Annotated in this window: 22 protein-coding genes and 1 pseudogene; 9 read left to right on the top strand and 14 right to left on the bottom strand. The window is 62.7% G+C overall.

Annotation, left to right across the window (positions count from 1 at the left end; all coding sequences use genetic code 11):
• Nucleotides 1–207: 207 nt before the first annotated feature.
• The 7 genes from NKI73_RS04835 to NKI73_RS04805 all read right to left on the bottom strand — a co-directional run bounded on the left by NKI73_RS04835 (nt 208) and on the right by NKI73_RS04805 (nt 6581).
• Nucleotides 208–753 (bottom strand): DUF4142 domain-containing protein, encoded by a 546-nt coding sequence (locus NKI73_RS04835; RefSeq protein ID WP_352627705.1) that lies wholly within the window; start codon nt 751–753, stop codon nt 208–210.
• Between the two features lie 95 nt (nt 754–848).
• Nucleotides 849–1592 (bottom strand): DUF899 family protein, encoded by a 744-nt coding sequence (locus NKI73_RS04830; RefSeq protein WP_352627704.1) that lies wholly within the window; start codon nt 1590–1592, stop codon nt 849–851.
• 139 nt (nt 1593–1731) lie between these two features.
• Nucleotides 1732–2157, bottom strand: coding sequence for a lysozyme inhibitor LprI family protein (locus NKI73_RS04825; protein WP_352627703.1), 426 nt, complete (start codon nt 2155–2157; stop codon nt 1732–1734).
• 202 nt (nt 2158–2359) lie between these two features.
• Complete coding sequence (locus NKI73_RS04820; protein WP_352627702.1) at nt 2360–3184, bottom strand: carbohydrate ABC transporter permease; 825 nt, start codon at nt 3182–3184, stop codon at nt 2360–2362.
• 1 nt (nt 3185) lies between these two features.
• The gene (locus NKI73_RS04815; RefSeq protein ID WP_352627701.1) at nt 3186–4148 is read right to left on the bottom strand and encodes a carbohydrate ABC transporter permease; all 963 of its coding nucleotides are present in this window, start codon (nt 4146–4148) and stop codon (nt 3186–3188) included.
• A 52-nt stretch (nt 4149–4200) separates the two neighbouring features.
• Nucleotides 4201–5469: an ABC transporter substrate-binding protein gene (locus NKI73_RS04810; protein ID WP_352627700.1), complete on the bottom strand. Its 1269-nt coding sequence runs from the start codon at nt 5467–5469 to the stop codon at nt 4201–4203.
• A gap of 209 nt (nt 5470–5678) precedes the next feature.
• Entirely contained in the window at nt 5679–6581 is a 903-nt protein-coding gene (locus NKI73_RS04805) for a transglycosylase SLT domain-containing protein (protein WP_352627699.1), read from the bottom strand.
• Between the two features lie 181 nt (nt 6582–6762).
• Here NKI73_RS04805 and NKI73_RS04800 point away from each other — a divergent pair, with 181 nt between their 5' ends.
• Entirely contained in the window at nt 6763–7332 is a 570-nt protein-coding gene (locus NKI73_RS04800) for a methylated-DNA--[protein]-cysteine S-methyltransferase (RefSeq protein ID WP_352627698.1), read from the top strand.
• 13 nt (nt 7333–7345) lie between these two features.
• Here the strand turns inward: NKI73_RS04800 and NKI73_RS04795 are convergent, their stop codons facing one another.
• Nucleotides 7346–7675 carry a hypothetical protein gene (locus tag NKI73_RS04795; RefSeq protein ID WP_352627697.1) on the bottom strand — a complete coding sequence of 110 codons (330 nt, stop codon included), beginning with the start codon at nt 7673–7675 and terminating at the stop codon, nt 7346–7348.
• A 277-nt stretch (nt 7676–7952) separates the two neighbouring features.
• On the opposite strand from NKI73_RS04795, the gene NKI73_RS04790 reads away from it, so the two are divergent.
• The 3 genes and pseudogenes from NKI73_RS04790 to NKI73_RS04780 all read left to right on the top strand — a co-directional run bounded on the left by NKI73_RS04790 (nt 7953) and on the right by NKI73_RS04780 (nt 8888).
• Entirely contained in the window at nt 7953–8165 is a 213-nt protein-coding gene (locus NKI73_RS04790) for a cold-shock protein (RefSeq protein WP_010910991.1), read from the top strand.
• Between the two features lie 272 nt (nt 8166–8437).
• On the top strand, nt 8438–8638 hold the full coding sequence (locus NKI73_RS04785; RefSeq protein WP_352627696.1) for a hypothetical protein: 201 nt from the start codon (nt 8438–8440) through the stop codon (nt 8636–8638).
• Nucleotides 8635–8888 (top strand): annotated as a pseudogene (locus tag NKI73_RS04780) (hypothetical protein). Before NKI73_RS04785 ends, NKI73_RS04780 begins: the two are co-directional and overlap by 4 nt.
• A gap of 124 nt (nt 8889–9012) precedes the next feature.
• On the opposite strand, the gene NKI73_RS04775 reads toward NKI73_RS04780, so the two are convergent.
• The 3 genes from NKI73_RS04775 to NKI73_RS04765 form a co-directional block, all read right to left on the bottom strand.
• A complete protein-coding gene (locus NKI73_RS04775; RefSeq protein ID WP_352627695.1) occupies nt 9013–9621 on the bottom strand; it encodes a glutathione S-transferase family protein in 609 nt (202 codons plus the stop codon).
• Nucleotides 9622–9736: 115 nt separating this feature from the next.
• On the bottom strand, nt 9737–10585 hold the full coding sequence (locus tag NKI73_RS04770; RefSeq protein WP_352627694.1) for an EAL domain-containing protein: 849 nt from the start codon (nt 10583–10585) through the stop codon (nt 9737–9739).
• Nucleotides 10582–11475, bottom strand: coding sequence for an EAL domain-containing protein (locus tag NKI73_RS04765; RefSeq protein ID WP_352627693.1), 894 nt, complete (start codon nt 11473–11475; stop codon nt 10582–10584). Before NKI73_RS04765 ends, NKI73_RS04770 begins: the two co-directional genes overlap by 4 nt.
• Before the next feature lie 220 nt (nt 11476–11695).
• Here NKI73_RS04765 and NKI73_RS04760 point away from each other — a divergent pair, with 220 nt between their 5' ends.
• Nucleotides 11696–12898 carry a pyridoxal phosphate-dependent aminotransferase gene (locus NKI73_RS04760; protein WP_352627721.1) on the top strand — a complete coding sequence of 401 codons (1203 nt, stop codon included), beginning with the start codon at nt 11696–11698 and terminating at the stop codon, nt 12896–12898.
• 133 nt (nt 12899–13031) lie between these two features.
• A complete protein-coding gene (locus NKI73_RS04755; RefSeq protein ID WP_352627692.1) occupies nt 13032–13178 on the top strand; it encodes a hypothetical protein in 147 nt (48 codons plus the stop codon).
• A gap of 221 nt (nt 13179–13399) precedes the next feature.
• Here the strand turns inward: NKI73_RS04755 and NKI73_RS04750 are convergent, their stop codons facing one another.
• On the bottom strand, nt 13400–13795 hold the full coding sequence (locus NKI73_RS04750) for a (R)-mandelonitrile lyase (protein WP_352627691.1): 396 nt from the start codon (nt 13793–13795) through the stop codon (nt 13400–13402).
• 310 nt (nt 13796–14105) lie between these two features.
• On the opposite strand from NKI73_RS04750, the gene NKI73_RS04745 reads away from it, so the two are divergent.
• Together NKI73_RS04745 and NKI73_RS04740 are read left to right on the top strand one after the other, a co-directional pair.
• Nucleotides 14106–16157: an elongation factor G gene (locus NKI73_RS04745; RefSeq protein WP_352627690.1), complete on the top strand. Its 2052-nt coding sequence runs from the start codon at nt 14106–14108 to the stop codon at nt 16155–16157.
• Nucleotides 16158–16887: 730 nt separating this feature from the next.
• Nucleotides 16888–17385: a methyltransferase family protein gene (locus NKI73_RS04740; RefSeq protein ID WP_352627689.1), complete on the top strand. Its 498-nt coding sequence runs from the start codon at nt 16888–16890 to the stop codon at nt 17383–17385.
• Between the two features lie 67 nt (nt 17386–17452).
• On the opposite strand, the gene NKI73_RS04735 is transcribed toward NKI73_RS04740, so the two are convergent.
• Both NKI73_RS04735 and trxB read right to left on the bottom strand, forming a co-directional pair.
• Complete coding sequence (locus tag NKI73_RS04735) at nt 17453–18349, bottom strand: LysR family transcriptional regulator (protein ID WP_352627688.1); 897 nt, start codon at nt 18347–18349, stop codon at nt 17453–17455.
• A gap of 78 nt (nt 18350–18427) precedes the next feature.
• On the bottom strand, nt 18428–19402 hold the full coding sequence (gene trxB / locus NKI73_RS04730) for a thioredoxin-disulfide reductase (RefSeq protein ID WP_352627687.1): 975 nt from the start codon (nt 19400–19402) through the stop codon (nt 18428–18430).
• 247 nt (nt 19403–19649) lie between these two features.
• Here trxB and NKI73_RS04725 point away from each other — a divergent pair, with 247 nt between their 5' ends.
• Nucleotides 19650–20129 (top strand): Lrp/AsnC family transcriptional regulator, encoded by a 480-nt coding sequence (locus NKI73_RS04725; RefSeq protein ID WP_352627686.1) that lies wholly within the window; start codon nt 19650–19652, stop codon nt 20127–20129.
• Nucleotides 20130–20208: the final 79 nt, after the last annotated feature.

Here is a 20208-nt window from a genome sequence, read left to right as displayed (position 1 = left end):
GCCCGAAGATGCTAGGTGCAAAGCGCATGCCCCGTTCCTTTTCTGAGTCTCGACAACCAGAGAGAAGACGGACAAACCCCGTTTTACGGGGCATGCACATGCGGCATTTCGATTCACTCAAAACTTTCCCCGGACAGCCCTGCACCTGAGGGGGAGATGTCCGGCAGGACAGAGGGGGCGCCGTAAGGCGCCGACCTGGGACCGCCTTCAACCCTGGTGCGCGACCGCCAGCTCCTTCACGTGCTTTTCGTGCATCTTCAGCGTCGGCAGCGTCTTCTTGGCGAATTCCTTCATCGCCGGGTCGTCGCCCGATTTTGCATAGGCGCTGAACAGCGCGACGGCTTCCTTGTGGGCGTTGGTCTGCATCTCGATGTATTTCGCCTGGAACTGACCGCTGCTGGTGCTCTTGAGCTCATCGAGCATCTTCTGCTCCTTGGGCTGCAATGCCGGACCGGAAGGTGCGGTGGCCGAGGTTGTCTGGCCCTGGCTGAGAGCCGCCTTGAAATCCTCGCCGGCCTTGGTGTGATCGGTTACCATCTGCTTGGCGAACGCCTTGACATCGGCGTCGGTCGCCTGTTGCTCGGCGAGCTTGCTGGACTGGATCTCGAACTCATTGGCGCTTGGCACCATTTTGATGAAGGTCGAAGTGTCGACCTTGGTCGTGGCGACAAGCGGCGCGACCGTCGTCGATTGGGCAAAGGCGGGCGCGCCGCCCAGCAATGCCGCCGCGGTAAGGACAAGAAGGGGCTTCATGGCATGTCTCCGGGTTTGAACTATCCCTCGGACAATCCAACGCGGTAAAAGCGACGAAGTTGCGCGGACCTTTTTTCTCCCCAAACGATGGCACCTCAATGGCAGCAAGCCTCGCCATATTGCAGCTGCTCGTGCCAGTTCGGCCGGCCTTCCGGCGTGAAATCCATCAGGTTCCACAGGATCTCGCAGGTGCCGATGGCGCGCGGGTCCTGGCCCGGCTCCGGCGGCGCGAAGCCGAGCTCGGACGACCAGAAATGCCGGATACCATCCGCATCGCGATGAAACACCGACAGCAGCGGGATCTGCGCGCCGTCGGCATCCTCGGCATTGTAGTCGCGCTTGAAGCTGTTGGAAGCCGAAGACACCAGCCGCATGTTGCGCCAGCCCCGGTCGCGGCCGAGCGTGACCAGGTTTTCGAGCGCGGTCTTGCCCACCACGACGAAATTGAAGCCGGCGGCCTGGAGATGGCCGACCGCGCCGTCGACCTGGTCGAGCAGCGCCGTACAGGACGGGCATGGCTGGTCCTGTCGCGCAAGCTTCGCCGTGCCGCCGCTCGCGGCTACATCGCGCTTCTCCTGCGGGTGACGCGGAAACATCATGTTGTAGAGGATCAGGCTGTCCTTGCCGGGCGCGAACAGCTCCGACAGTTTCACCTTGGCGGACTTGCCTTCGGCATCCAGCCCGTCGAACTCATAGTCCTGGCGGATCAGCCCGCCCGGCGGCAGTGCCCGCCGTGCCTCGGCCACGTCCTCCATGGCGCGGCGCAGCACGATTTCCTTCTGCAGCAGCTTTTCGCGCGCGGTGCGGTATCTGGCGGATTCGTTGGGGAAGGTGATCATGATCGTCTCCTTGGTCGTCGCGCCGGCGTCCCGGCGCGGTTGCTCTACGACCCAAGGACGTCTGGCGACGATCGGTTCCGACATTTTTGCACGGAGCGCGGCGACGAAGCAGCATGCCTTCCCGGAGTGGCGACGAACCCTATTGGGCTGCCGGCACCGGGCAGTCCGTATCGGCATCCGTGCAATTGAGGTAGCCTTGCAGGTCCTTCAGCCTGTTGTTGGTGAGAAACGCCTGGCACGAGGCGACGACCATCGGATACATGCTGCCCGCTTCATCGCGCGGGCCACCCTGGAAATTGCATTCGGCGTCACGGAAAGCGACCCAGGCGCGCTGCGCATCGACCAGCAGCTTCTTCGACGCCGCCTCGCCCTTCAGCCGGCCCTCGATCTGCCTGTAGGCATCGTTGAGCTTCGCGTCGGCCGCGTTGAACGCTTTGCCCGCACACTCGTTCATGGTCGCCTGGTCCTGCGCATTGGCGCAGTCATCGGCCCTTGCCGTGCCGGCATAGAGCGGAATGGCAAGGATCAGGGTGGTGAGGCCGGTTCTGGAAAGCAACAGCCGCATCATGTTTCTCCGGTTTCAGTTGATCCCGCGCCCATGGGACTGCAAGATCGAAGCTTAACGCCCGATCTGTTGGCGGCAAGACCCAGTCTGTCGCCTTGGTGGACATTTCCTTTACTTGCCGGATTCTCATGCTTGCCGGATTCTCGTACCTACAGGATTCTCAGGGCGGCTCGGCAAAACACGCCGCAGGATGACAGCCGCCTCACCCCTTGACGCCACCGGCGGTGAGGCCGGAGACGATCTTGCGCTGGAAGATCAGGACCAGCACCACCAGCGGCACGGTAACGATCACCGATGCGGCCATGATGTTGCCCCAGGGGATCTCGAACTGCGAGTTGCCGGAGAGCAGCGCGATCGCCACCGGCACCGTCCGCTGTGCGTTGTTGGAGGTGAAGGTCAAGGCAAACAGGAACTCGTTCCACGCGCCGATGAAGGCCAGCAGCCCGGTGGTCGCCAGCGCCGGCCACATCAGCGGCAGGAACACCTGCGTGATGATGATCCACGGCGTCGCGCCGTCGAGGATCGCCGCCTCCTCGACCTCGACCGGCAGGTCGCGGACGAAGGTGGTGAGCACCCAGACCGTGAAGGGCAAGGTGAAGATCATATAGGAGAAGATCAGCGCAAACAGCGAATTGTAGAGGCCGAACATGCGGACCAGTTCGAACAGCCCGGCCAGCAGCGCCACCTGCGGGAACATCGACACCGACAGGATGGTGAACAGCAGGGCCGAGCGGCCGCGAAAGCGGATGCGTGCCAGCGCATAGGCTGATGTGACGCCGAGCAACAGCGACAGCGCGACGACCGCGCCCGAGACGAACAGCGAGTTTATGAGGTTGCGCACGAAGCTGCCCTCGGTCAGCACATTCCGGTAGTTGGCAAGACTGACCGTCGTCGGCCAGAGATCGGCGCGGAACAGATCGGTTCCCGATTTCAGGCTGGTGACGATGGCGTAGTAGAACGGGAACACCGCGACGAAGACGATTCCGCCGACCAGCAGATAAAAGGCCGTGCGCTTCAGGATCCACATGTCAGCGGCCTCCGTCCAGGCTGATCCGGCCAACCCGGATGGTGACGATGGTGAGCAAAGCGAGGATCAGGAAGAGCAAGGTCGAGGCGGCGGAGCCATAGGCGAACTTGTCGAACTCGAACAGGTTCTCGCGGGCGAACACCGACATCGACTTGGTGTGCACATTGTTGGGCGTCAGCACATAGATCAGGTCGAAGATGCGCAGCGCGTCGAGCGCGCGGAAGATCACCGCCACCATCACCGCCGGGCGGATGAGCGGCAAGGTCACCCGCCAGAAGATCTGCCAGGGGTTGGCACCGTCGAGCCTGGCGACCTCGATGATCTCTCTCGGCAGCATCTGCAGCGCGGCCAGGATGAGCAGCGTCATGAATGGTGTCGCCTTCCAGATATCGACGATGAGGATCGCCGCCATCGCTGTGTCGGCGTTGGCCGTCCAGGCGATCTTGCCGCTGATCAGGCCGAGGTTGAGCAGCACCACATTGATGATGCCGAACTGGTCGTTTAGCATCCACTGCCACATCTTCGCCGAGACGATCGTCGGGATGGCCCAGGGGATCAGGATCGCCGCCCTGACGATGCCGCGGCCCGGGAATTTGGCATTGAGAACCAGCGCAACGATCGTGCCGAGGATCGTCTCGCAGGTCACGGAGACCACCGCGAAGCGCATCGTGTTCCAGACGGCACGCCACCAGACCGGATCGACGAGCAGACCATCGTAGAGGACCCGCCCGCTCGGCATGCTGAACGCCGAGAAATAATTGGCAAAGCCGACCCATTGGCGCGCGTCGAGGTCGGCCAGCGAGGCGTCGGTGAAGCTGAAATAGATTGTGCGGGCAAGCGGCCAGCCGGCCGCCGCGGCGAGCACCAGAAGCATTGGCGCCAGGAAAAGCCACGCCGAGCGAACGCGCTGTGCCTTCAGCGGCGAGTGCGCAGCCCTGGCTGTTTCAGGTACCATTCTTGTCATCTCGCACCCGCTCGTTGCGGTTCCGCCGGGCGGATGCCCCAGCACCGTCGCGTCACCAGCCTCCGCCCTTCATCTTGGTCAGCATCGCTTCGAGGTCGGCCAGATTGTCGGCGGCAGTGCCGTCGCGCGAGAGCGTGTTGTGAACGGCGTTCCAGAACTGGCTCGACGCCTCGTTGTATTTGATCCTGGTCGCGGCCGAGGGGCGCGGCACCGCGTTGAGAAAGATCTGCTTCCAGCGCGGAACAATCGGCTGTTGCCTGGCGATGTCGGCATCGTCATACAGCGCCTGGATTGTCGGCAGGTTGGACGTCTTCAGCGTGCGGTATTTCTGCATCGCGGGCGAGGCGATGAACTTGACCAGCTCGATCGCGGCATCAGGATGCTTCGAATATTTGGAGACGGCGAGGTTCCAGCCGCCCAGGGTCGCGACCGGTCGGGCGCCTTCGCCCGTGCCGGCCGGCAGCGGCGCCACGTCGAATTTGCCCTTGATCGGCGAGCCTTCGCCGTTGCCGAGCGCGTAGGCATAGGGCCAGTTGCGCATGAACACCGCGTTGCCGGTCTGCCACACGCCGCGCGATTCCTCTTCCTGGTAGGCAAGCACGCCGGGCGGTGCGATGGTCCCGACCCAGCCCTTGACCATATCGAGCACCGCCGCCGCTTTCGGGTTGTTGATGGAGATGGAGCCGTCCGGCTCGATGATCTGGCCGCCGCCATTCGACATCACCCATTCGAGCGCGTTGCAGGTCAGCCCCTCATAGGCATTGCCCTGGAAGACGAAGCCCCAGATATCCCGATTGCCCGCCGCACGCTCCTTGTCCATGACCAGCTTGGCGGTGTCTGCCAGTTCCTTCCAGGTCGCCGGCACCTTGGCGCCGTATTTGTCGAGGAGATCCTTGCGGTAGTAGAGCGCCGGCGCATCGGTGAAGATCGGCAAGGCGACAAGCTTGCCATTGACCGTCTGCGACCGGATGATCGAGGGGAAATGGGCGCCGACGACATCCTTGGTCGTGGCAGTCAGATCGACGAGCTGGCTGGCGAGCTGCGGCGCCCAGATCACGTCCGTCTGATAGACGTCGATGTCGCTGTTTCCAGCAGCGAGCCAAAGCCGGTATTGGCCGAACTGGTCGGTCCCGGACGTCGGCATGACGACGATGCCGACTTTGTTGCCGCTGTCTTTCTCGTAACGGTCGAGGATCTCGCGCAGCACCTTGATGCCATCGCCAGTATCGCCCGACACGATTGACAGCTCGACGGCCCGCGCCGGCGTGCCAACCAGCATGGCGGCGACGCCGAGCGTCAGGAATGCGTGAAAAAGCTTCATGATGGTGGATGTCCCTCCGCAGCCGGCGACGGAAAATCCTCCCACGCGCCGGCAGCTTGTCAGACCCCACCTTGCAATGAATGCGGAGCGGCGCTTTGGGTTCCCAAATCACGCGGCTGGAACGGTTTCAGCCATGCGGCGGAACCAGCGTCTCGTCGAGGATCTTGCGCAGCCGTTCAAAGCCGGCGGACGCGGTTCAGGCATCGCGCTCAGGCGTCGGGCTGCAGGCGGCGGCGCTGGCGGTCGACACCAAGGCCGGTTGCCTCGAGCAAGCCCTTGCGCTTGGCATCGAAATAGTAGCCGGTCTGGTAGAGCCAGTCGGCCTTCTTGGCGTTGCCGCCGGCCACCAGCCAAGCGCCGCGCAGATATTTGACCGCGTATTTCAGATTGGTCTCGGCGTCGAACAGGCCCTTGGCCGGTCCGTCATAGCCCATGCCGCGCGCCGTCGCGTGCTTGATCTGCATCAGCCCCCAATGGCCATTGTTGTAGGCTTTCGGGTTGAAGGTGCTCTCACGGTTGACGACATGGCGCACCAAATCCACCGGCACCTGATAGAGGGCGGCATATTTCTCGATCAGCCGCTCGACATCGCCACGCACGCCCGTCGAGCGTTCTTCCGTCGGCCCGATGGGACCCTGCACCAAAGTGGCCGGGTTCTGCGGCACGACATAGGCGACCTGCTGGACGCCGGGCATCCGGTCGCCCTTGGCGGTCGCCGGCATCACGAGCCCCGCGGTCGTATAGGCCTCGGCCGGCTTGACCGGCTCACCCGCATTTGCCGGCGCAGGCGCCTGCCAGGCATTGGCGGTCATTACGGCAGGCACGGCTGGTGCCGTCGGCGTCGAACCGGCAAAGGCGGCGGTCACCGCCGCCGGTTGTGCGGCGGGGTCGAGCGGCAGCTCGGACGTCTGAACGGGTGCGATACCGGAGGATTCAGGCAGCACCGAAACCGTCTCCGGCAACGGCACGGTGAAGCCGGCATCAGTGCCGGCGACGGTTGCGGTTTCAGTAAGAGCAGGTGCGGACTTCATCTGCGAGGTCGACGTGCAGCCGCTGATGCCGGCGGCGGCCAGGATCACGCCGATCGCGATAAGGTTGAGTTTTGCTGGCAAGCCGCGCTCGGGTCCGATTTGTCGGGTTGTTAAGAAATCCCTTACACCAGCGATTCATGAGCGGCAATCGGGGCCATCAGGTGGTTTTCGGGTGGCGAGACTTGCCCTCTGATGCCATATTGTTCTGGATATGTACTGGGACGAATCCCGGTTTTCGCCACTTTGCGGAAAGGAACGCAGCATGGACACCACGTCTTCGATCACGGCCGGCCACGCAGTGTTAGAAACAGTGATCGGTTTCATGGGCATTGCCTGGAGCGAAAAGGGCCTGATCCGGCTCTGCCTGCCCGAACGCAGCCGCGAAGCGGTGGAGCGGCGCCTGCTGCGCCATGGCGGCGTTTCCGCCTCCACGGCCCAGCCGCCCTGGGTGGTCGAGCTGATCGCAGCGATCAAGGCCTACGCGGCGGGCGAGGACGTCGATTTCTCCGGCGTACCGGTCGATCTCGATGGGGTCGACGATTTCCGCCTCGCGATTTACGACGCAGCGCGAAGGCTCAGCTTCGGCGAAACCACCACCTATGGCGAGTTGGCCAAAACCGCCGGCCATGCCGGGCTCGCCCGCGGAACCGGGGCCGCCCTCGGCGCCAATCCGGTGCCGCTGGTCATCCCTTGTCATCGCATCCTTGCCGCCGGCGGCAAGATCGGGGGCTTCTCGGCGCCGGGCGGTTCGGTCACCAAGGAGAAGATGCTGGCCATGGAAGGCGTGCGTGTCGGCCCGCCGCCACCGGCGCAGGTTTCGTTCGGGTTCTGACGCGGACAAGTGTCTAGTTGTTGTGGAAGAACCGCCGGCGGAAATGCCGGTCATTGTCCGGGCGCTTGCAGTTGTAGACCGGGCAGGACCTGGTGTCGGCACTCGGCACGTAGGCGCGCGTCCTCACCTCGCCCATCGTGCAGAATTGCTGGCTCTGCACATAGCGGTCGTAAAGCGGCAATCCCGGCACCCGCGTCGACTGGTAGCGCAGGATGACGGCGCCCTGCCGGGCGATCGTCGCCTGAACCTTGCCGCAGCCCATGCTGGTCGGGTCGTAGCGCGAGATCGCCTGCGCTTCGGCGGCCACCAGCGTCAGGCAGGCGGCAAGCAGAATGGTTTTCATGGTCCTCTCCCCTGATCCGCCGCTCGAGGACAGCGCGATCTGCCGCAACGTTTTCAGCAGATTGGGGCAGCCGTTGGGCAGCACCTCAATCACGGCTTTCTCACGCAGTCTTGTATTTTATGCGAAACCAGCCTATATGCCTCCCATTGATATTTCGGCCGATCGATCCGGGCCTCGCGATCTTCGCGTTTGCTGACGTCTATCTCCAAAATCTCGATGCACACCGGCTGGACCTCGGTCCGGTCAAACTAAAGCAAATGTTGAAGGACTATCTAAAATGGCAACAGGAACGGTCAAGTGGTTCAACGCCACCAAGGGCTTCGGTTTCATTCAGCCTGACGCGGGCGGCGCGGACGTTTTCGTCCACATCTCCGCTGTCGAGCGTGCTGGACTGTCGACCCTGGTCGAAGGCCAGAAGATCAACTTCGAGATCGAGCAGGACCGCCGCACTGGCAAGTCGTCCGCTGGATCTCTGAGCAAGGCAGCCTGATTTTGCGATAGCGCGCGCCGGGCGAGAGCCCGGGGCGCGCGGCAAGTCACGGATGTACTGACAGTCGCGCGAGAAGCGCGCTGGAGTGGAAGACCCGACAAGCTGGATCAGCAGATAGCTGCCAGCCCGGACCGGACGCTCCCGATCAGGCTACCAAGCATGGGAAGGCGGGATTTATCCCGCCTTTTTTGCTGTCTGGGGTTTAAACGCCACGGCCAGAACCTATAGTCCCACTTGTGGTACTTTTGACCCATTTAGTGGTACTATTCGCCATGACCAAGCTCGAGCAAATCGAAAAATCCGTCGCCGAACTGAGCGCCGAGGAACTGAAGGCGTTTGCCACTTGGTTCGAGGCGCTTCGGGCGGACATGTGGGACCGGCAGATCGAAGCCGACGCGAAGGCGGGCCGATTGGACAAGCTCGCCGAACAGGCACTGGCGGATCATCGCGCTGGCCGGACGCGCCCTCTGTGAATCACGTCGCCTCCCCATCGTTCTGGGAGGCTTATGAAAAACTGCCATTGCCCATCAGGGCAAAGGCTGACAGGCGTTTTGCCAGACTGCGTTCTGATCCCTTTCATCCATCACCGCATTTCAAACAGGTCGGACGCTATTGGTCGGCGCGAGTTGACGACAATTACCGGCTGTTGCCATCCGCACCAATGATGACGTGATCTGGTTCTGGATCGGCGTCCATGCCGATTACGACCGTCTCCTGAAATAGCCAATCATCTCACTCAGGCAGCCATTCACGCCTCGGCCGAAGGCCGCAAGTCCGACCGGGCGTCGCGCCTGTTGGCGCGCCCCGTCCGGAGCAGCCGCGAAGCCCCGACGGCGTGAGGACAAAACTAAGGCAGCCACTCGATCGGCACGTGCCCCGGATCAGCCTCCACTCGGCCAAGCCAGGCGGCCACCGCCGGATAGGCGTCGAGCTGGAAGCCGCCCTGCTCCGCCGTATGCGTATAGGCATAGAGCGCGATGTCGGCGACGCTGAGCGCGCCGCCGGCGAAGAAGGCATTGTTTTCCAAATGCCTGTTCATCACGCCGAGCGCCTTGTTGCCGCGCTCCAGCGTCACCGCAAGCCGCTCCGGCGTCGCATCCGCGGCTCTTTCAGGGAAAGTCAGCAGCGCCTTGCGCACGGCGATGTAAGGCTCGTGGCTGTACTGTTCGAAGAACAGCCATTGATAGGCGAGCCCCCGCTCGTATCTGCCCGCCGGCAGGAATCGCGTGCCTTCGGCGAGATAGAGCAGGATGGCGTTAGACTCGGCCAGCCGCCGGCCATCGTCGAGCTCGAGCAATGGCACCATGGCGTTCGGGTTCTTGGCGACAAAATCGGCTTTGCGCGTATCGCCGGTGTGCGAACTCACCTCGACATTGGTGAAGGCAAGGCCAAGCTTGGCCATCAGCAGGCGCGGCTTGTAGCAATTGCCGCTGTCGATCATGCCGTAAAGTATCATGGCTGTTCCCCGGAGCGCTGTCTCTGCTGCCGCGATTATCGCAGCGGCGGCGTCCTCAACCAATGATTTGTTTTGGTACGACGATCGGCGCCGCTGATGTGTGAATACCGGCGCCCTAGCCGAACAGCGAAACGACATTGCCACCGGTACCCAGCAGTGTATCGATGACCAACGGCTTTTCCTCAAATATGGTGCCGGCGAGCGCGGGACGGGCGAGGAGAAAACCCTGCAGCAGGTCAACGCCGCCTTCGAGCGCGACGCGCAGATGGGTGGGCTGCTCGATGCCTTCGACCAGCACCTTGGCGCCGCGATCATGCAGGCTGGAAACCAGCGGGCGGAAGAACCGTTCGGCGGCGGCGTGGCGGCAGAACTCGGCGAACCAGGCGCCGTCGATCTTGACGATATCGGGCCTGAGCAGGCTCACCCGCTCCTCGGTCGAGTGCCCGGTGCCGAAATCGTCGATGGCGATGCGGATGCCATCATGCCGCATTTCGCGCACCAGCCGGGCGAGAAGCGCGTCATCGGCCGCCTGCTCGGTGATTTCGCAGACCAGCATGCCCGGTGCCAGGCCGAAATCGCCGAGGCGTCTGGTCATCAGCCGGATCTCGGCCAGCGCCCGCCCGGGATGGTCGTTGATCAGCGGATTGTAGTTGAAGAACAGGTCGAGTCCGTCGACGCCGATGTTGCGAAAATTCATGAGGTGCAGCGCCCGGCACATGGTCTCGACAAACAGCCGGTCCGGGGCGGCAATGCTGTCGAAGAAAACCCGTGGCGCACCGGGGCGGCCGGCACGGTGCGGCTCGATCAGGGCTTCGACCGCGACAGCATGAAGGAACCGGCCGCGCGGCGCGAAAATCGGCTGATAGGCGCTGCGCAGCCGGAACTCGCCATGGATGCCGTATGCGATACCGATTTCATCGACCTGGATCGCATCGCCGACATTGCGCCGCCGCTCAAGCCTCATGGCGCCACCCGGCGCCCGAAGGCCTTCACCGGCTGCGCCGAGGGGGTTGCCACGGCAGGGGCAGCCGTGTCTGCGGCAGCGGCGACGGGTGCCTGCCTGGTCTTGTCGAAGACGCGAAAACTGGTTGGCGCCAGTTCGGGCCGCGCCAGCACGAAACCCTGGACCATCGACGCTCCCGATTTCTCGGCAAGCTCCAATTGCCAGCTCTCCTCGATGCCTTCGAACACCGTGCGGATGCCTTGCTCCTCGAAGCTTTTCACCATGGTGGTCAAAAGCGCGAAGCCGGCGCCTGATTCCATCAGCTGCGTGATCCAGTAGGCATCGAACTTGACGATATCCGGCTTCAGTTCCTTGATACGGTTGATGTCGGAATCGTCGGCGCCATAATCATCGACCGCGATGCGAAAGCCGTTGGCCCTCAGTGCCGCGACGAAATTGTGCAGGGTTTCCTGCGATGCCGATCGCTGCTCGGTCACTTCGCAGACGATCCGGCGCGGATCGATGCCGGCCTCATGCAGCACCAGCCGCATTTCGCGCAAGGCACCGTCGGCAACGGTGCGTTCGGTGAACACCGACGGGTCGAAATTGACGAAGATCGACGCCTCCTGCGGCAGGCAGGCGCCGGCGTTCAGAAGATGCAGCGTCCTGGTCAGCGCCTCGATATGCAGACGGTCGGCGGCTGGGCAGGTCGAGAAGAAATTCATCGGCGATTGCGGCTCGCCGTCACGGAACGGCCGGATCAGTCCCTCGAACGCGACCACTGACAGCTTGCCTTCGTTGAAGGCGAAGATCGGCTGGAAGGCGCTCTGCAGCGTATAGATGCCCCAGACACCGGTGGAGGTGCCGTCGTCCTGACGGATGATGTGGGCAAGCCCGATGCTGCGCGACACGGTTCCTCGCTCCGCGACCTTGCGGAATTGGTCTGCGATCCTGCCACTCAAGCCTCTACCGCTCGTTAATGAATTTATTGTTGCCGATCACGGGGTCCCGATCACAGCTCCTTGACGGCTGGATCAGCCGACAATGCTTGCACTGCGCGAAATCATGCGACATGAGAAGCGCCGCGGCCGCTTCTGGTCGCACCGATCTTCCATGGAGACGTTCAAGGTCATGGCCTTTCTTGCCGACACCCTTTCCCGCGTAAAGCCTTCCGCCACCATCGCGGTGACACAGAAAGCGCGTGAGCTGAAAAATGCCGGCCGTGACATTATCGGCCTCGGCGCCGGCGAGCCGGATTTCGACACACCCGACAACATCAAGAACGCGGCGATCGAGGCGATCCGCCGTGGCGAGACCAAGTATCCGCCGGTTTCGGGTATCGTGCCGTTGCGCGAGGCGATCGCGAAAAAGTTCAAGCGTGAGAACAATCTCGACTACAAGCCTGAGCAGACCATCGTCGGCACCGGCGGCAAGCAGATCCTGTTCAACGCCTTCATGGCGACGCTGAATCCGGGCGACGAGGTCGTCATTCCGCGCCCCTACTGGGTCAGCTATCCCGAGATGGTGGCGATCTGCGGCGGCACCTCCGTGTTTGCCGAGACCTCCATCGACAACGGCTTCAAGCTGACCGCTGCTGTGCTGGAAAAGGCGATCACGCCGAAGACCAAATGGCTGCTGATGAACTCGCCGTCGAACCCGTCGGGCGCCGCCTACACCGAGGCCGAACTCAGGGCGCTGGCCGATGTGCTGTTGAAGCATCCGCATGTCTGGACGCTGACCGATGACATGTACGAGCACCTGACCTATGGCGATTTCGTCTTCAAGACCATCGCCGAGGTCGAGCCGAAGCTCTACGAGCGCACGCTGACCATGAACGGCGTGTCGAAAGCCTATGCCATGACCGGCTGGCGCATCGGCTATGCGGCCGGTCCCGTCCAACTGATCAAGGCAATGGACATGATCCAGGGCCAGCAGACATCAGGTGCCTGCACCATCGCGCAATGGGCCTCCGTCGAGGCGCTCAACGGCCCGCAGGACTTCATCGCCAGGAACAAGGCGATCTTTCAAGGGCGGCGCGACCTCGTCGTCTCGATGCTCAACCAGGCGCGCGGCATCACGTGTCCGTCGCCGGAAGGCGCTTTCTATGTCTATCCCTCCTGCGCCCAGCTGATCGGCAAGAAGACCAAAGCCGGTAAGCTGATCGACACCGACGAGACCTTCTGCTCGGAACTGCTCGAGACCGAGGGTGTCGCCGTGGTGTTCGGCTCGGCCTTTGGCCTCGGGCCCAACTTCCGCATCTCCTACGCCACCTCGGAGACGCTGCTGGAAGAAGCCTGCACGCGTATCCAGCGCTTTACGGCATCGCTGACCTGATTACAGAGTTGACCGTGAAAATGGCAACGCTCTAATCAGACCTTACGGCAGAGTGGTTGCGGGTTGGCAGGAGGAAGTTAAGGCGAACAGGATACTGTGCGAGGCGGCATTCTAGCTGGCGGGAGGCGTATTGATGCTGGAATTCCTAGAGATTTTAAGTCGTGGATTTGGCGGATCCCTTCGCCCAGAGAACCGCCTCTGGCGAATCACCGAATATGCGTTGATTGCAATATTTTTGACAAGTATCGCCAGTTTTGTTGCTTATTTTACTCTATTATAGGCACAAAAGTCAGAGTTGTCCGCCCGACCTTGCAACGATAAATATTCCACATTTCGCTACGAACTAGGCTCAAGCCGGGTTTTCTTGTTTGCAATGCGTCTCAGCCCTCTTGCTTCGCCTCTTTGGCCGAGCGCGCCTCGGACGGCGACCAGCAGCGATGGTGAGAAACGCGGCAATCGCCGCCGTCAGCATCGCGGCGTGGAACCCGCCGGCATAGGCACTCAGCCGCCATATTGCGCCGACGTCACCGCTTCCAGCCAGTCGACATGGACACCGTCGATCGCCTCCTGCATGGCGATATGCGTCATCGTCGATTTCGACGCCGCGCCGTGCCAGTGCTTTTCGCCAGGCGCAAAGGAAATAACGTCTCCGGCCCTGATCTCCTGGACCGGTTTGCCCCATGTCTGGGCAAGCCCGGCGCCCACGGTAATGTAAAGCGTCTGGCCAAGCGGATGCGTGTGCCAGTGGGTGCGCGCGCCCGGCTCGAAGCTGACCAGCGTGGCCCGCAGCTGCGCCGGCGCCTCTTTCTCGATGATCGGCGTCTGCAGCACCCGGCCGGTGAAGTATTTTTCTGGCGCTATGATGGTCGGCACGCTGCCGCAGGCAATGATCTTCATGGTCGGTGGTCCTTGAAACGGAGGGCGATAGGCCGCCCATTCCAGTTTCGGCCGATATCAGCCAACGTGCAACAGCTTCCGGCTGCCAACTCCAGCGTCCGGTCGGCGCGTGTCCGCGGCAGAGCGCCGGATTTCTATTTTTCTTGCCCTGCCTGCAAACAAGTGGGACGATGGCTTTGGGCAGGTGGCGCTTGAAAAGAACCCCGCCCGCGACGGTCGAACAGGCCGGCCGCCGCTCAGGACCGATTGACCAAGCCTGAACCATGCATGCCAGTCGGTCCTACGGGAAACGCCTGAGTGGAGGTCAGTCATGGGTACTCGCGCCGGAGAACGACGCACGGGACCGAAATGCATTGCCATAGTCGGTCCCTTTGCAAGCGGTAAGACGACACTTCTCGAAGCCATCTTGGCCCGTACGGGCTCAATTCCCCGACAAAATCCCGTTTCATCAGGCAATACCGTTTCAGATCATTCGCCCGAGGCGCGCGCCCATGCCATGAGCGTCGAGGCGACAATCGCCACCACCGAATTCATGGGCGAGCAGATCACTTTCGTCGATTGTCCCGGCTCCATCGAATTCTCCTTCGAGGCCGAACCGGTACTGGCCGCCTGCGACCTCGCCGTGGTCGTTGCCGAGGCCGATGAAAAGAAGATCCCTGCCCTGCAGCTGATCATGCGCAAGCTCGACGATCTCGGCGTGCCGCGCATCCTGTTTCTCAACAAAGTCGACAAGGCAATCGCCGGCGTGCGCGACACGCTGAAGATGCTGCAGCCGGCAAGTTCGGTGCCGTTGCTACTGCGCCAGATTCCGCTGCGCAAGGACGGCGTCGTTATCGGTTCGATCGATCTGGCGCTGGAACGTGCCTACATCTATCGCGAATATGCCGAGAGCGAGGTGGCTCAGATACCGGGCGACGACAAGGCGCGCGAGCTTGAGGCGCGCTTCTCCATGCTGGAGACGCTGGCCGACCATGACGACCAGTTGATGGAACAGTTGCTCGAAGAGATCGAGCCGCCCAAGGACGCCGTCTTCGACGACCTTGCCGCCGATCTGCGCGACGGCGCGGTGACGCCGGTGCTGATCGGCACCGCCGAGAAAGGCAATGGCGTGCTGCGCCTCTTGAAGGCGATCCGTCACGACGCGCCCGACATCGAGGCGACCCGCAAGCGGCTCGGCGCAGCCGACGGCGCGGCCACCGTGGTCCAGGTAATCAAGACCATCCACACGCCGCATGGCGGCAAACTGTCGGTGTCGCGTATCCTCTCCGGCCAGGTCGTCGACGGCTCCGAACTCTGGCTGCCCGGCGGCGATACGGCCAAGGTCTCCGGCATCTACCGGATGCTTGGCAAGGACCAGGTTAAGCTCACCATCGCCAAGGCCGGCGACACGGTGGCGCTGGGCAAGCTGGAAGAGGTCAAGACCGGCCAGACGCTGAGTTCGGCCAAGGGCGGCATCAAGCCGCTGCTTGAGTTCGAGCCGCCGCAGCCGGTCTTCGCCTTCGCGTTGCGCCCCAAGGAGCGCAAGGACGAAGTGAAGATGTCGGCCGCCATCCAGCGGCTGGCCGAGGAAGACCCTTCGCTCAGTCTGCGCCACAACCAGGACTCGGCCGAGACCGTGCTGTCGGGCCATGGCGAGATGCATTTGCGCGTCGTGCGCGAACGGCTGGAGGGCAAGAACCAGATACCGGTCGAAGGCCATGCGCCCGCGGTGCCCTATCGCGAGACGATCCGCAAACCGGCGCAGCAGCGCGGCCGTCACAAGAAGCAGTCCGGCGGCCATGGCCAGTTCGGTGATGTGGTGATCGAGATCAAGCCGCTGCCGCGCGGCTCCGGCTTCCAGTTCACCGATACCATCACCGGCGGCGTCGTGCCGAAGACCTACATCCAGTCGGTCGAAACCGGCGTGCGCGACTATCTGAAGTCCGGGCCGCTCGGCTTTCCCGTGGTCGATGTCGCCGTCAACCTGTCGGACGGCTCGTATCACGCGGTCGATTCCTCCGACATGGCCTTCCAGATGGCGGCCAGGCTGGCGATGAAAGAAGGCATGGCCGCCTGCTCGCCGGTGCTGCTGGAACCGGTGATGAAGGTCGAGATCGTCACGCCGTCCGACGCCACCTCGAAGATCATCGCGCTCATCCCGCAGCGGCGCGGCCAGATCCTCGGCTATGACGCGCGGCCTGACTGGCCGGGATGGGATGTCGTCGAGGCGACCATGCCGCAAGCCGAGATCGGCGACCTGATCATCGAACTGCGCTCCGCGACGGCGGGCGTTGCCAGCTACCGCGCCGTCTTCGACCACATGGCCGAACTCACCGGCCGCCTGGCCGACGACGCGATGAACACCAACGGCAAGGCTGCCTGACCCGTAGCACCATCACACGCCCCTCGAACCCGGTTCGAGGGGCAGAAAAGAAAACGACGCCCGGCGGGGACCGGGCGTCGTTTTGTTTGCGGACCGTTTCCTTGGGAGGTAAAACGGCAGGTCCGCCGCATTTGGTTCCGCCGAACTTCGGCGGAGAAACGGTTCGGACGCGGTAGCCGCCTGAGCCCGGGCCGTACGAGTGATGCCCCCATCTCCCGTCCGAACCACACCGCGTCCTATGATCTACTTAGCAGGTCGCGGGCGTCGGCGATATGTTACCCGAGGTTACATGTCACTGTTACGTGGCAATTCTGATGGATTTTTTGGCCGCCCCAGCAGGGCACAGGCAACAAAAAAGCCGGATCAACGAAGATCCGGCTGAGTTTGATTGGAAGTGCCTGTTAAGGCTAACCTCCAGAGGGGAACACTCGAGGGCGCTAATGGGAGGAGAACGCGCCCAGGAGATGATCTATATATGTGCTCATCATGCCCAAGAAACAAGCATCTATTTTGCAACACACGCATGCAAAAAGGCGCAGGCTGTGGTCTAACCCATTCCAGGACCCAATAGGACCAGCAAAATCGTCAAAATGGAGCGCTGAACTGGGCGATTGCCACTACAGAATCGCCAATCGTCGCTGGTTTTCGGCTCGAAATGCCAAAACTGCGCAATGACGTGGAAGCGGGCAGCAGGCGTTCATTTCTAAGGCAATAAGGCAGGAAGCAGCCAATGCGGACATTTTCGGCGATCGCCGGCAGTGCGGCCTTCTTCATCGCAGCCCCCGGCGTGGTTGCCGGCCTGGTGCCCTGGCTGTTGACCGATCGCTGGAGCTTGCCGTGGTCGAGCCTGCCGGGCTTTGTCCCTGTTGGCGGGCTCCTGATCGTCGCCGCGATCGCCGCACTCCTGCATGCCTTCGGCCGCTTTGCCCTCGAAGGCCTGGGCACGCCCGCTCCGGTCGCGCCGACCGAGAGACTGGTGATCGGCGGCATCTACCGCCATGTCCGCAACCCGATGTATGTCGCCGTGCTGTCGATCATTCTTGGCCAGGCGCTGCTATTCTCCAGCTGGACGCTGGTCGCCTACGCCGTCATCGGAGCGATCGCCATGGGCTCCTTCGTGCGGTTCTACGAGGAGCCGACATTGGCCCATCGCTACGGCGCCGAATACGAGACCTACCGTCGCAACGTCCCGGGCTGGCTGCCTCGCCTGACGCCCTGGCGGGGCTGAAGCAGCGCCGCCGCAGGGATATGTTGAGGTTCAGTCAGGCCGCATCACCTGAATATCGATATGCCCCTTAAAACGACCAGCTACGGGCCTTGGCAATGATGAAGTCCCGAAAGACGTGCAGCTTGGCCTGGTTCTTCATCGCGTCGGGATAGGCGAAATAGGTGTCGAAGGACGGCACTTCGGTTTCCGGCAGCAACTGCACCAGGTCGGAATCCTTGCTGATCACGTAATCGGGCAACATGGCGATGCCGGCACCGCCCTGCACCGCGCGCTTGATCGACAATATGTCGTTGATCTGCAGCGTCGGCACCCTTTTTCCGCCTTCGAAATCGCCGACCGTTTCCAGCCAGTTCAGCTCCGACAGATGCGCGGGCACGGGCACGCCGAAGGTGACGATGCGATGGGCCTTCAGCTCGGCGACCGAAGCCGGCTTGCCGTGCTTGGCGACATAGGAAGGCGCCGCGTAGAGGTGGAAATGCACGGTGAACAGGCGGCGCTGGATCAGGTCCGGCTGCTGGGGCTGGCGTAGACGGATGGCGCAATCGGCCTGGCGCATGGTGAGGTCGAGTTCCTCGTTGGCGAGGATCAGTTGCAGGCTGATTTCGGGGTAAAGCTCGATGAACTCCTGCACCCGCTCGGTCAGCCAGCCGGCGCCCAGACCCACCGTCGTCGTCACCCTGAGCACGCCGGAGGGGCGGTCCTTGGTCTCGGTCAGCCGTGACTTGATGGTCTCCAGCTTCATCAGCACGTCATGCGCCGTGCGGAACAGCATTTCGCCCTGTTCGGTCAGCACCAGCCCGCGGGCATGGCGGTTGAACAGCGGCACGCCGACATCATGCTCGAGCGCGCTGACCTGCCGCGAGATCGCCGATTGCGACAGATGCAGTGTCTCGGCCGCATGGGTAAACGACCCCGCTTCCGCCGCAGCGTGAAAGACGCGAAGCTTGTCCCAGTCCAACGCCATGATTCCCCTCGTTCTGTTTGGCGTCTGAATGAAAAATCAGGCTTTTACACGGCGTTTCTAAGCCGCTTTCTGAACTCTCTACTCGGCCGCTTGGCGGTGCACTTCGATACCGGCCAGATATTTCTCCGCCTCGAGTGCGGCCATGCAGCCTAGCCCCGCCGCCGTCACCGCCTGGCGATAGATGTCGTCGGTGACATCGCCGGCCGCGAACACGCCGGGCACGTCGGTGCGGGTCGAATCCGGCGCCGTCCACAGATAGCCGTTCGGCTTCTGCTTCAGCTTGCCCGCAAACAGTTCGACCGCCGGTGCGTGACCGATCGCCACGAACACGCCGTCGACCTTGAGGTGCGTTTCCTGGCCGGTCACCGCATGCTTGAGCTTCAGCCCTTCGACCGAAGGCGGCAGTGGCGTCTTGCCGGGACGGCCGGTGATCTCGTCGACGATCGTGTCCCAGATGACGCGGACATTGTCCTTCTTCAGGAGCCGCTCGCGCAGGATGCGTTCGGCGCGGAAATCGCTGCGCCGATGGATGACCGTCACGCTCTTGGCGAGGTTCGACAGATAGAGCGCCTCCTCCACCGCCGAATTGCCGCCGCCAATCACCGCGACATCCTTGCCGCGATAGAAGAAACCATCGCAGGTGGCGCAGGCCGAGACGCCAAAACCCATGAAGGTCTGTTCGGTCGGGATGCCCAGCCACTTGGCCTGCGCGCCGGTGGCGATGATCAGCGCGTCGGCGGTGTAGGTGGTGCCGGAATCGCCCTTGGCGCGGAACGGCCGTACGTTGAGATCGACCTCGGTGATGATGTCGTTGATGATGTCGGTGCCGACATGCTCGGCCTGCTTCAGCATCTGCTCCATCAGCCACGGACCCTGGATAGGGTCGGCGAAGCCGGGATAGTTCTCGACATCGGTGGTGATCATCAGCTGGCCGCCTTGCTGCAGGCCAGCGACCAGCATCGGCTTCAGCATGGCGCGGGCGGCGTAGACCGCCGCCGTATAGCCGGCCGGGCCGGATCCGATGATGAGAACGGGCGCGTGCTTGGTGGTCATCTAAAGCCTCTGTGGAGGGCTGCCGGCAATTACGGCATGGAAAACTCGTCGCTATCGCGCGTAATGTAAGTGTTGCCCACGACGCCAGCAAGGCAAGTTGGCGTTCGTCCCCGGAAAGCTTTGTCGCACCCTACCCCCGCTTGATCCCGAAAAATTCCGGGCGAGGGATGGAATGGACAGCGAAGTCGTTTAATTACAAAATCACGCAAGATTCTTGCGCGTTGCCGCTGACTTCTCGAGAGCCCTCATGCCGCTCAAGGCCGACCTCGACGCCATCGACTGGAAGATCCTGCGCGAACTGCAGGGCGACGGCCGCATGACCAATGTCGAACTGTCGAACCGCGTCGGCATTTCGGCGCCGCCATGTCTGCGCCGCGTCAAGCGGCTGGAGGAAGCCGGAATCATCCGTGGCTACCGCGCCTTGCTCAACGCGCCGGCGCTCGGTCTCGATGTCGTCGCCTTCTGCCTGATCGGCCTTCATCACCAGGCCGACGCCGAGCTGCGCATCTTTGCCGAGCGCACCCGAGGTTGGCCGATCGTGCGCGACGCCTGGATGGTGTCGGGCGAATCCGATTTCCTGCTGCATTGCGTGGCGAGCGACCTCGGCGCCTTCCAGACCTTCGTCATCGAGGAACTGACCTCTGCCCCCAATGTCGACACGGTGCGCACCGCGCTCACCATCCGCCGGGTCAAGGACGAAGGGCTGGTCTCGTTCGCACAGGCTTGAGCCGGTCGAACGGCGATGCGAATTCTCGGCTTCGCCACACCAGGGCCGCTTTGGCGTTCGATAGCCTCTCGTGTAGAAA

The sequence above is a fragment of the Mesorhizobium sp. M0496 genome, from assembly GCF_040321205.1.
In the GTDB taxonomy this organism is placed as follows: Bacteria; Pseudomonadota; Alphaproteobacteria; order Rhizobiales; family Rhizobiaceae; genus Mesorhizobium.
This window is presented reverse-complemented; position numbering and strand designations above follow the sequence as displayed.

Excerpts from the sequence above, each read along its gene's own strand:
- NKI73_RS04835 (WP_352627705.1), bottom strand. The coding sequence starts at position 753 with ATGAAGCCCCTTCTTGTCCTTACCGCGGCGGCATTGCTGGGCGGCGCG.
- NKI73_RS04830 (WP_352627704.1), bottom strand. The coding sequence starts at position 1,592 with ATGATCACCTTCCCCAACGAATCCGCCAGATACCGCACCGCGCGCGAA.
- NKI73_RS04825 (WP_352627703.1), bottom strand. The coding sequence starts at position 2,157 with ATGCGGCTGTTGCTTTCCAGAACCGGCCTCACCACCCTGATCCTTGCC.
- NKI73_RS04820 (WP_352627702.1), bottom strand. The coding sequence starts at position 3,184 with ATGTGGATCCTGAAGCGCACGGCCTTTTATCTGCTGGTCGGCGGAATC.
- NKI73_RS04815 (WP_352627701.1), bottom strand. The coding sequence starts at position 4,148 with ATGACAAGAATGGTACCTGAAACAGCCAGGGCTGCGCACTCGCCGCTG.
- NKI73_RS04810 (WP_352627700.1), bottom strand. The coding sequence starts at position 5,469 with ATGAAGCTTTTTCACGCATTCCTGACGCTCGGCGTCGCCGCCATGCTG.
- NKI73_RS04800 (WP_352627698.1), top strand. The coding sequence starts at position 6,763 with ATGGACACCACGTCTTCGATCACGGCCGGCCACGCAGTGTTAGAAACA.
- NKI73_RS04795 (WP_352627697.1), bottom strand. The coding sequence starts at position 7,675 with ATGAAAACCATTCTGCTTGCCGCCTGCCTGACGCTGGTGGCCGCCGAA.
- NKI73_RS04790 (WP_010910991.1), top strand. The coding sequence starts at position 7,953 with ATGGCAACAGGAACGGTCAAGTGGTTCAACGCCACCAAGGGCTTCGGT.
- NKI73_RS04785 (WP_352627696.1), top strand. The coding sequence starts at position 8,438 with ATGACCAAGCTCGAGCAAATCGAAAAATCCGTCGCCGAACTGAGCGCC.
- NKI73_RS04775 (WP_352627695.1), bottom strand. The coding sequence starts at position 9,621 with ATGATACTTTACGGCATGATCGACAGCGGCAATTGCTACAAGCCGCGC.
- NKI73_RS04770 (WP_352627694.1), bottom strand. The coding sequence starts at position 10,585 with ATGAGGCTTGAGCGGCGGCGCAATGTCGGCGATGCGATCCAGGTCGAT.
- NKI73_RS04760 (WP_352627721.1), top strand. The coding sequence starts at position 11,696 with ATGGCCTTTCTTGCCGACACCCTTTCCCGCGTAAAGCCTTCCGCCACC.
- NKI73_RS04755 (WP_352627692.1), top strand. The coding sequence starts at position 13,032 with ATGCTGGAATTCCTAGAGATTTTAAGTCGTGGATTTGGCGGATCCCTT.
- NKI73_RS04750 (WP_352627691.1), bottom strand. The coding sequence starts at position 13,795 with ATGAAGATCATTGCCTGCGGCAGCGTGCCGACCATCATAGCGCCAGAA.
- NKI73_RS04745 (WP_352627690.1), top strand. The coding sequence starts at position 14,106 with ATGGGTACTCGCGCCGGAGAACGACGCACGGGACCGAAATGCATTGCC.
- NKI73_RS04740 (WP_352627689.1), top strand. The coding sequence starts at position 16,888 with ATGCGGACATTTTCGGCGATCGCCGGCAGTGCGGCCTTCTTCATCGCA.
- NKI73_RS04735 (WP_352627688.1), bottom strand. The coding sequence starts at position 18,349 with ATGGCGTTGGACTGGGACAAGCTTCGCGTCTTTCACGCTGCGGCGGAA.
- trxB (WP_352627687.1), bottom strand. The coding sequence starts at position 19,402 with ATGACCACCAAGCACGCGCCCGTTCTCATCATCGGATCCGGCCCGGCC.
- NKI73_RS04725 (WP_352627686.1), top strand. The coding sequence starts at position 19,650 with ATGCCGCTCAAGGCCGACCTCGACGCCATCGACTGGAAGATCCTGCGC.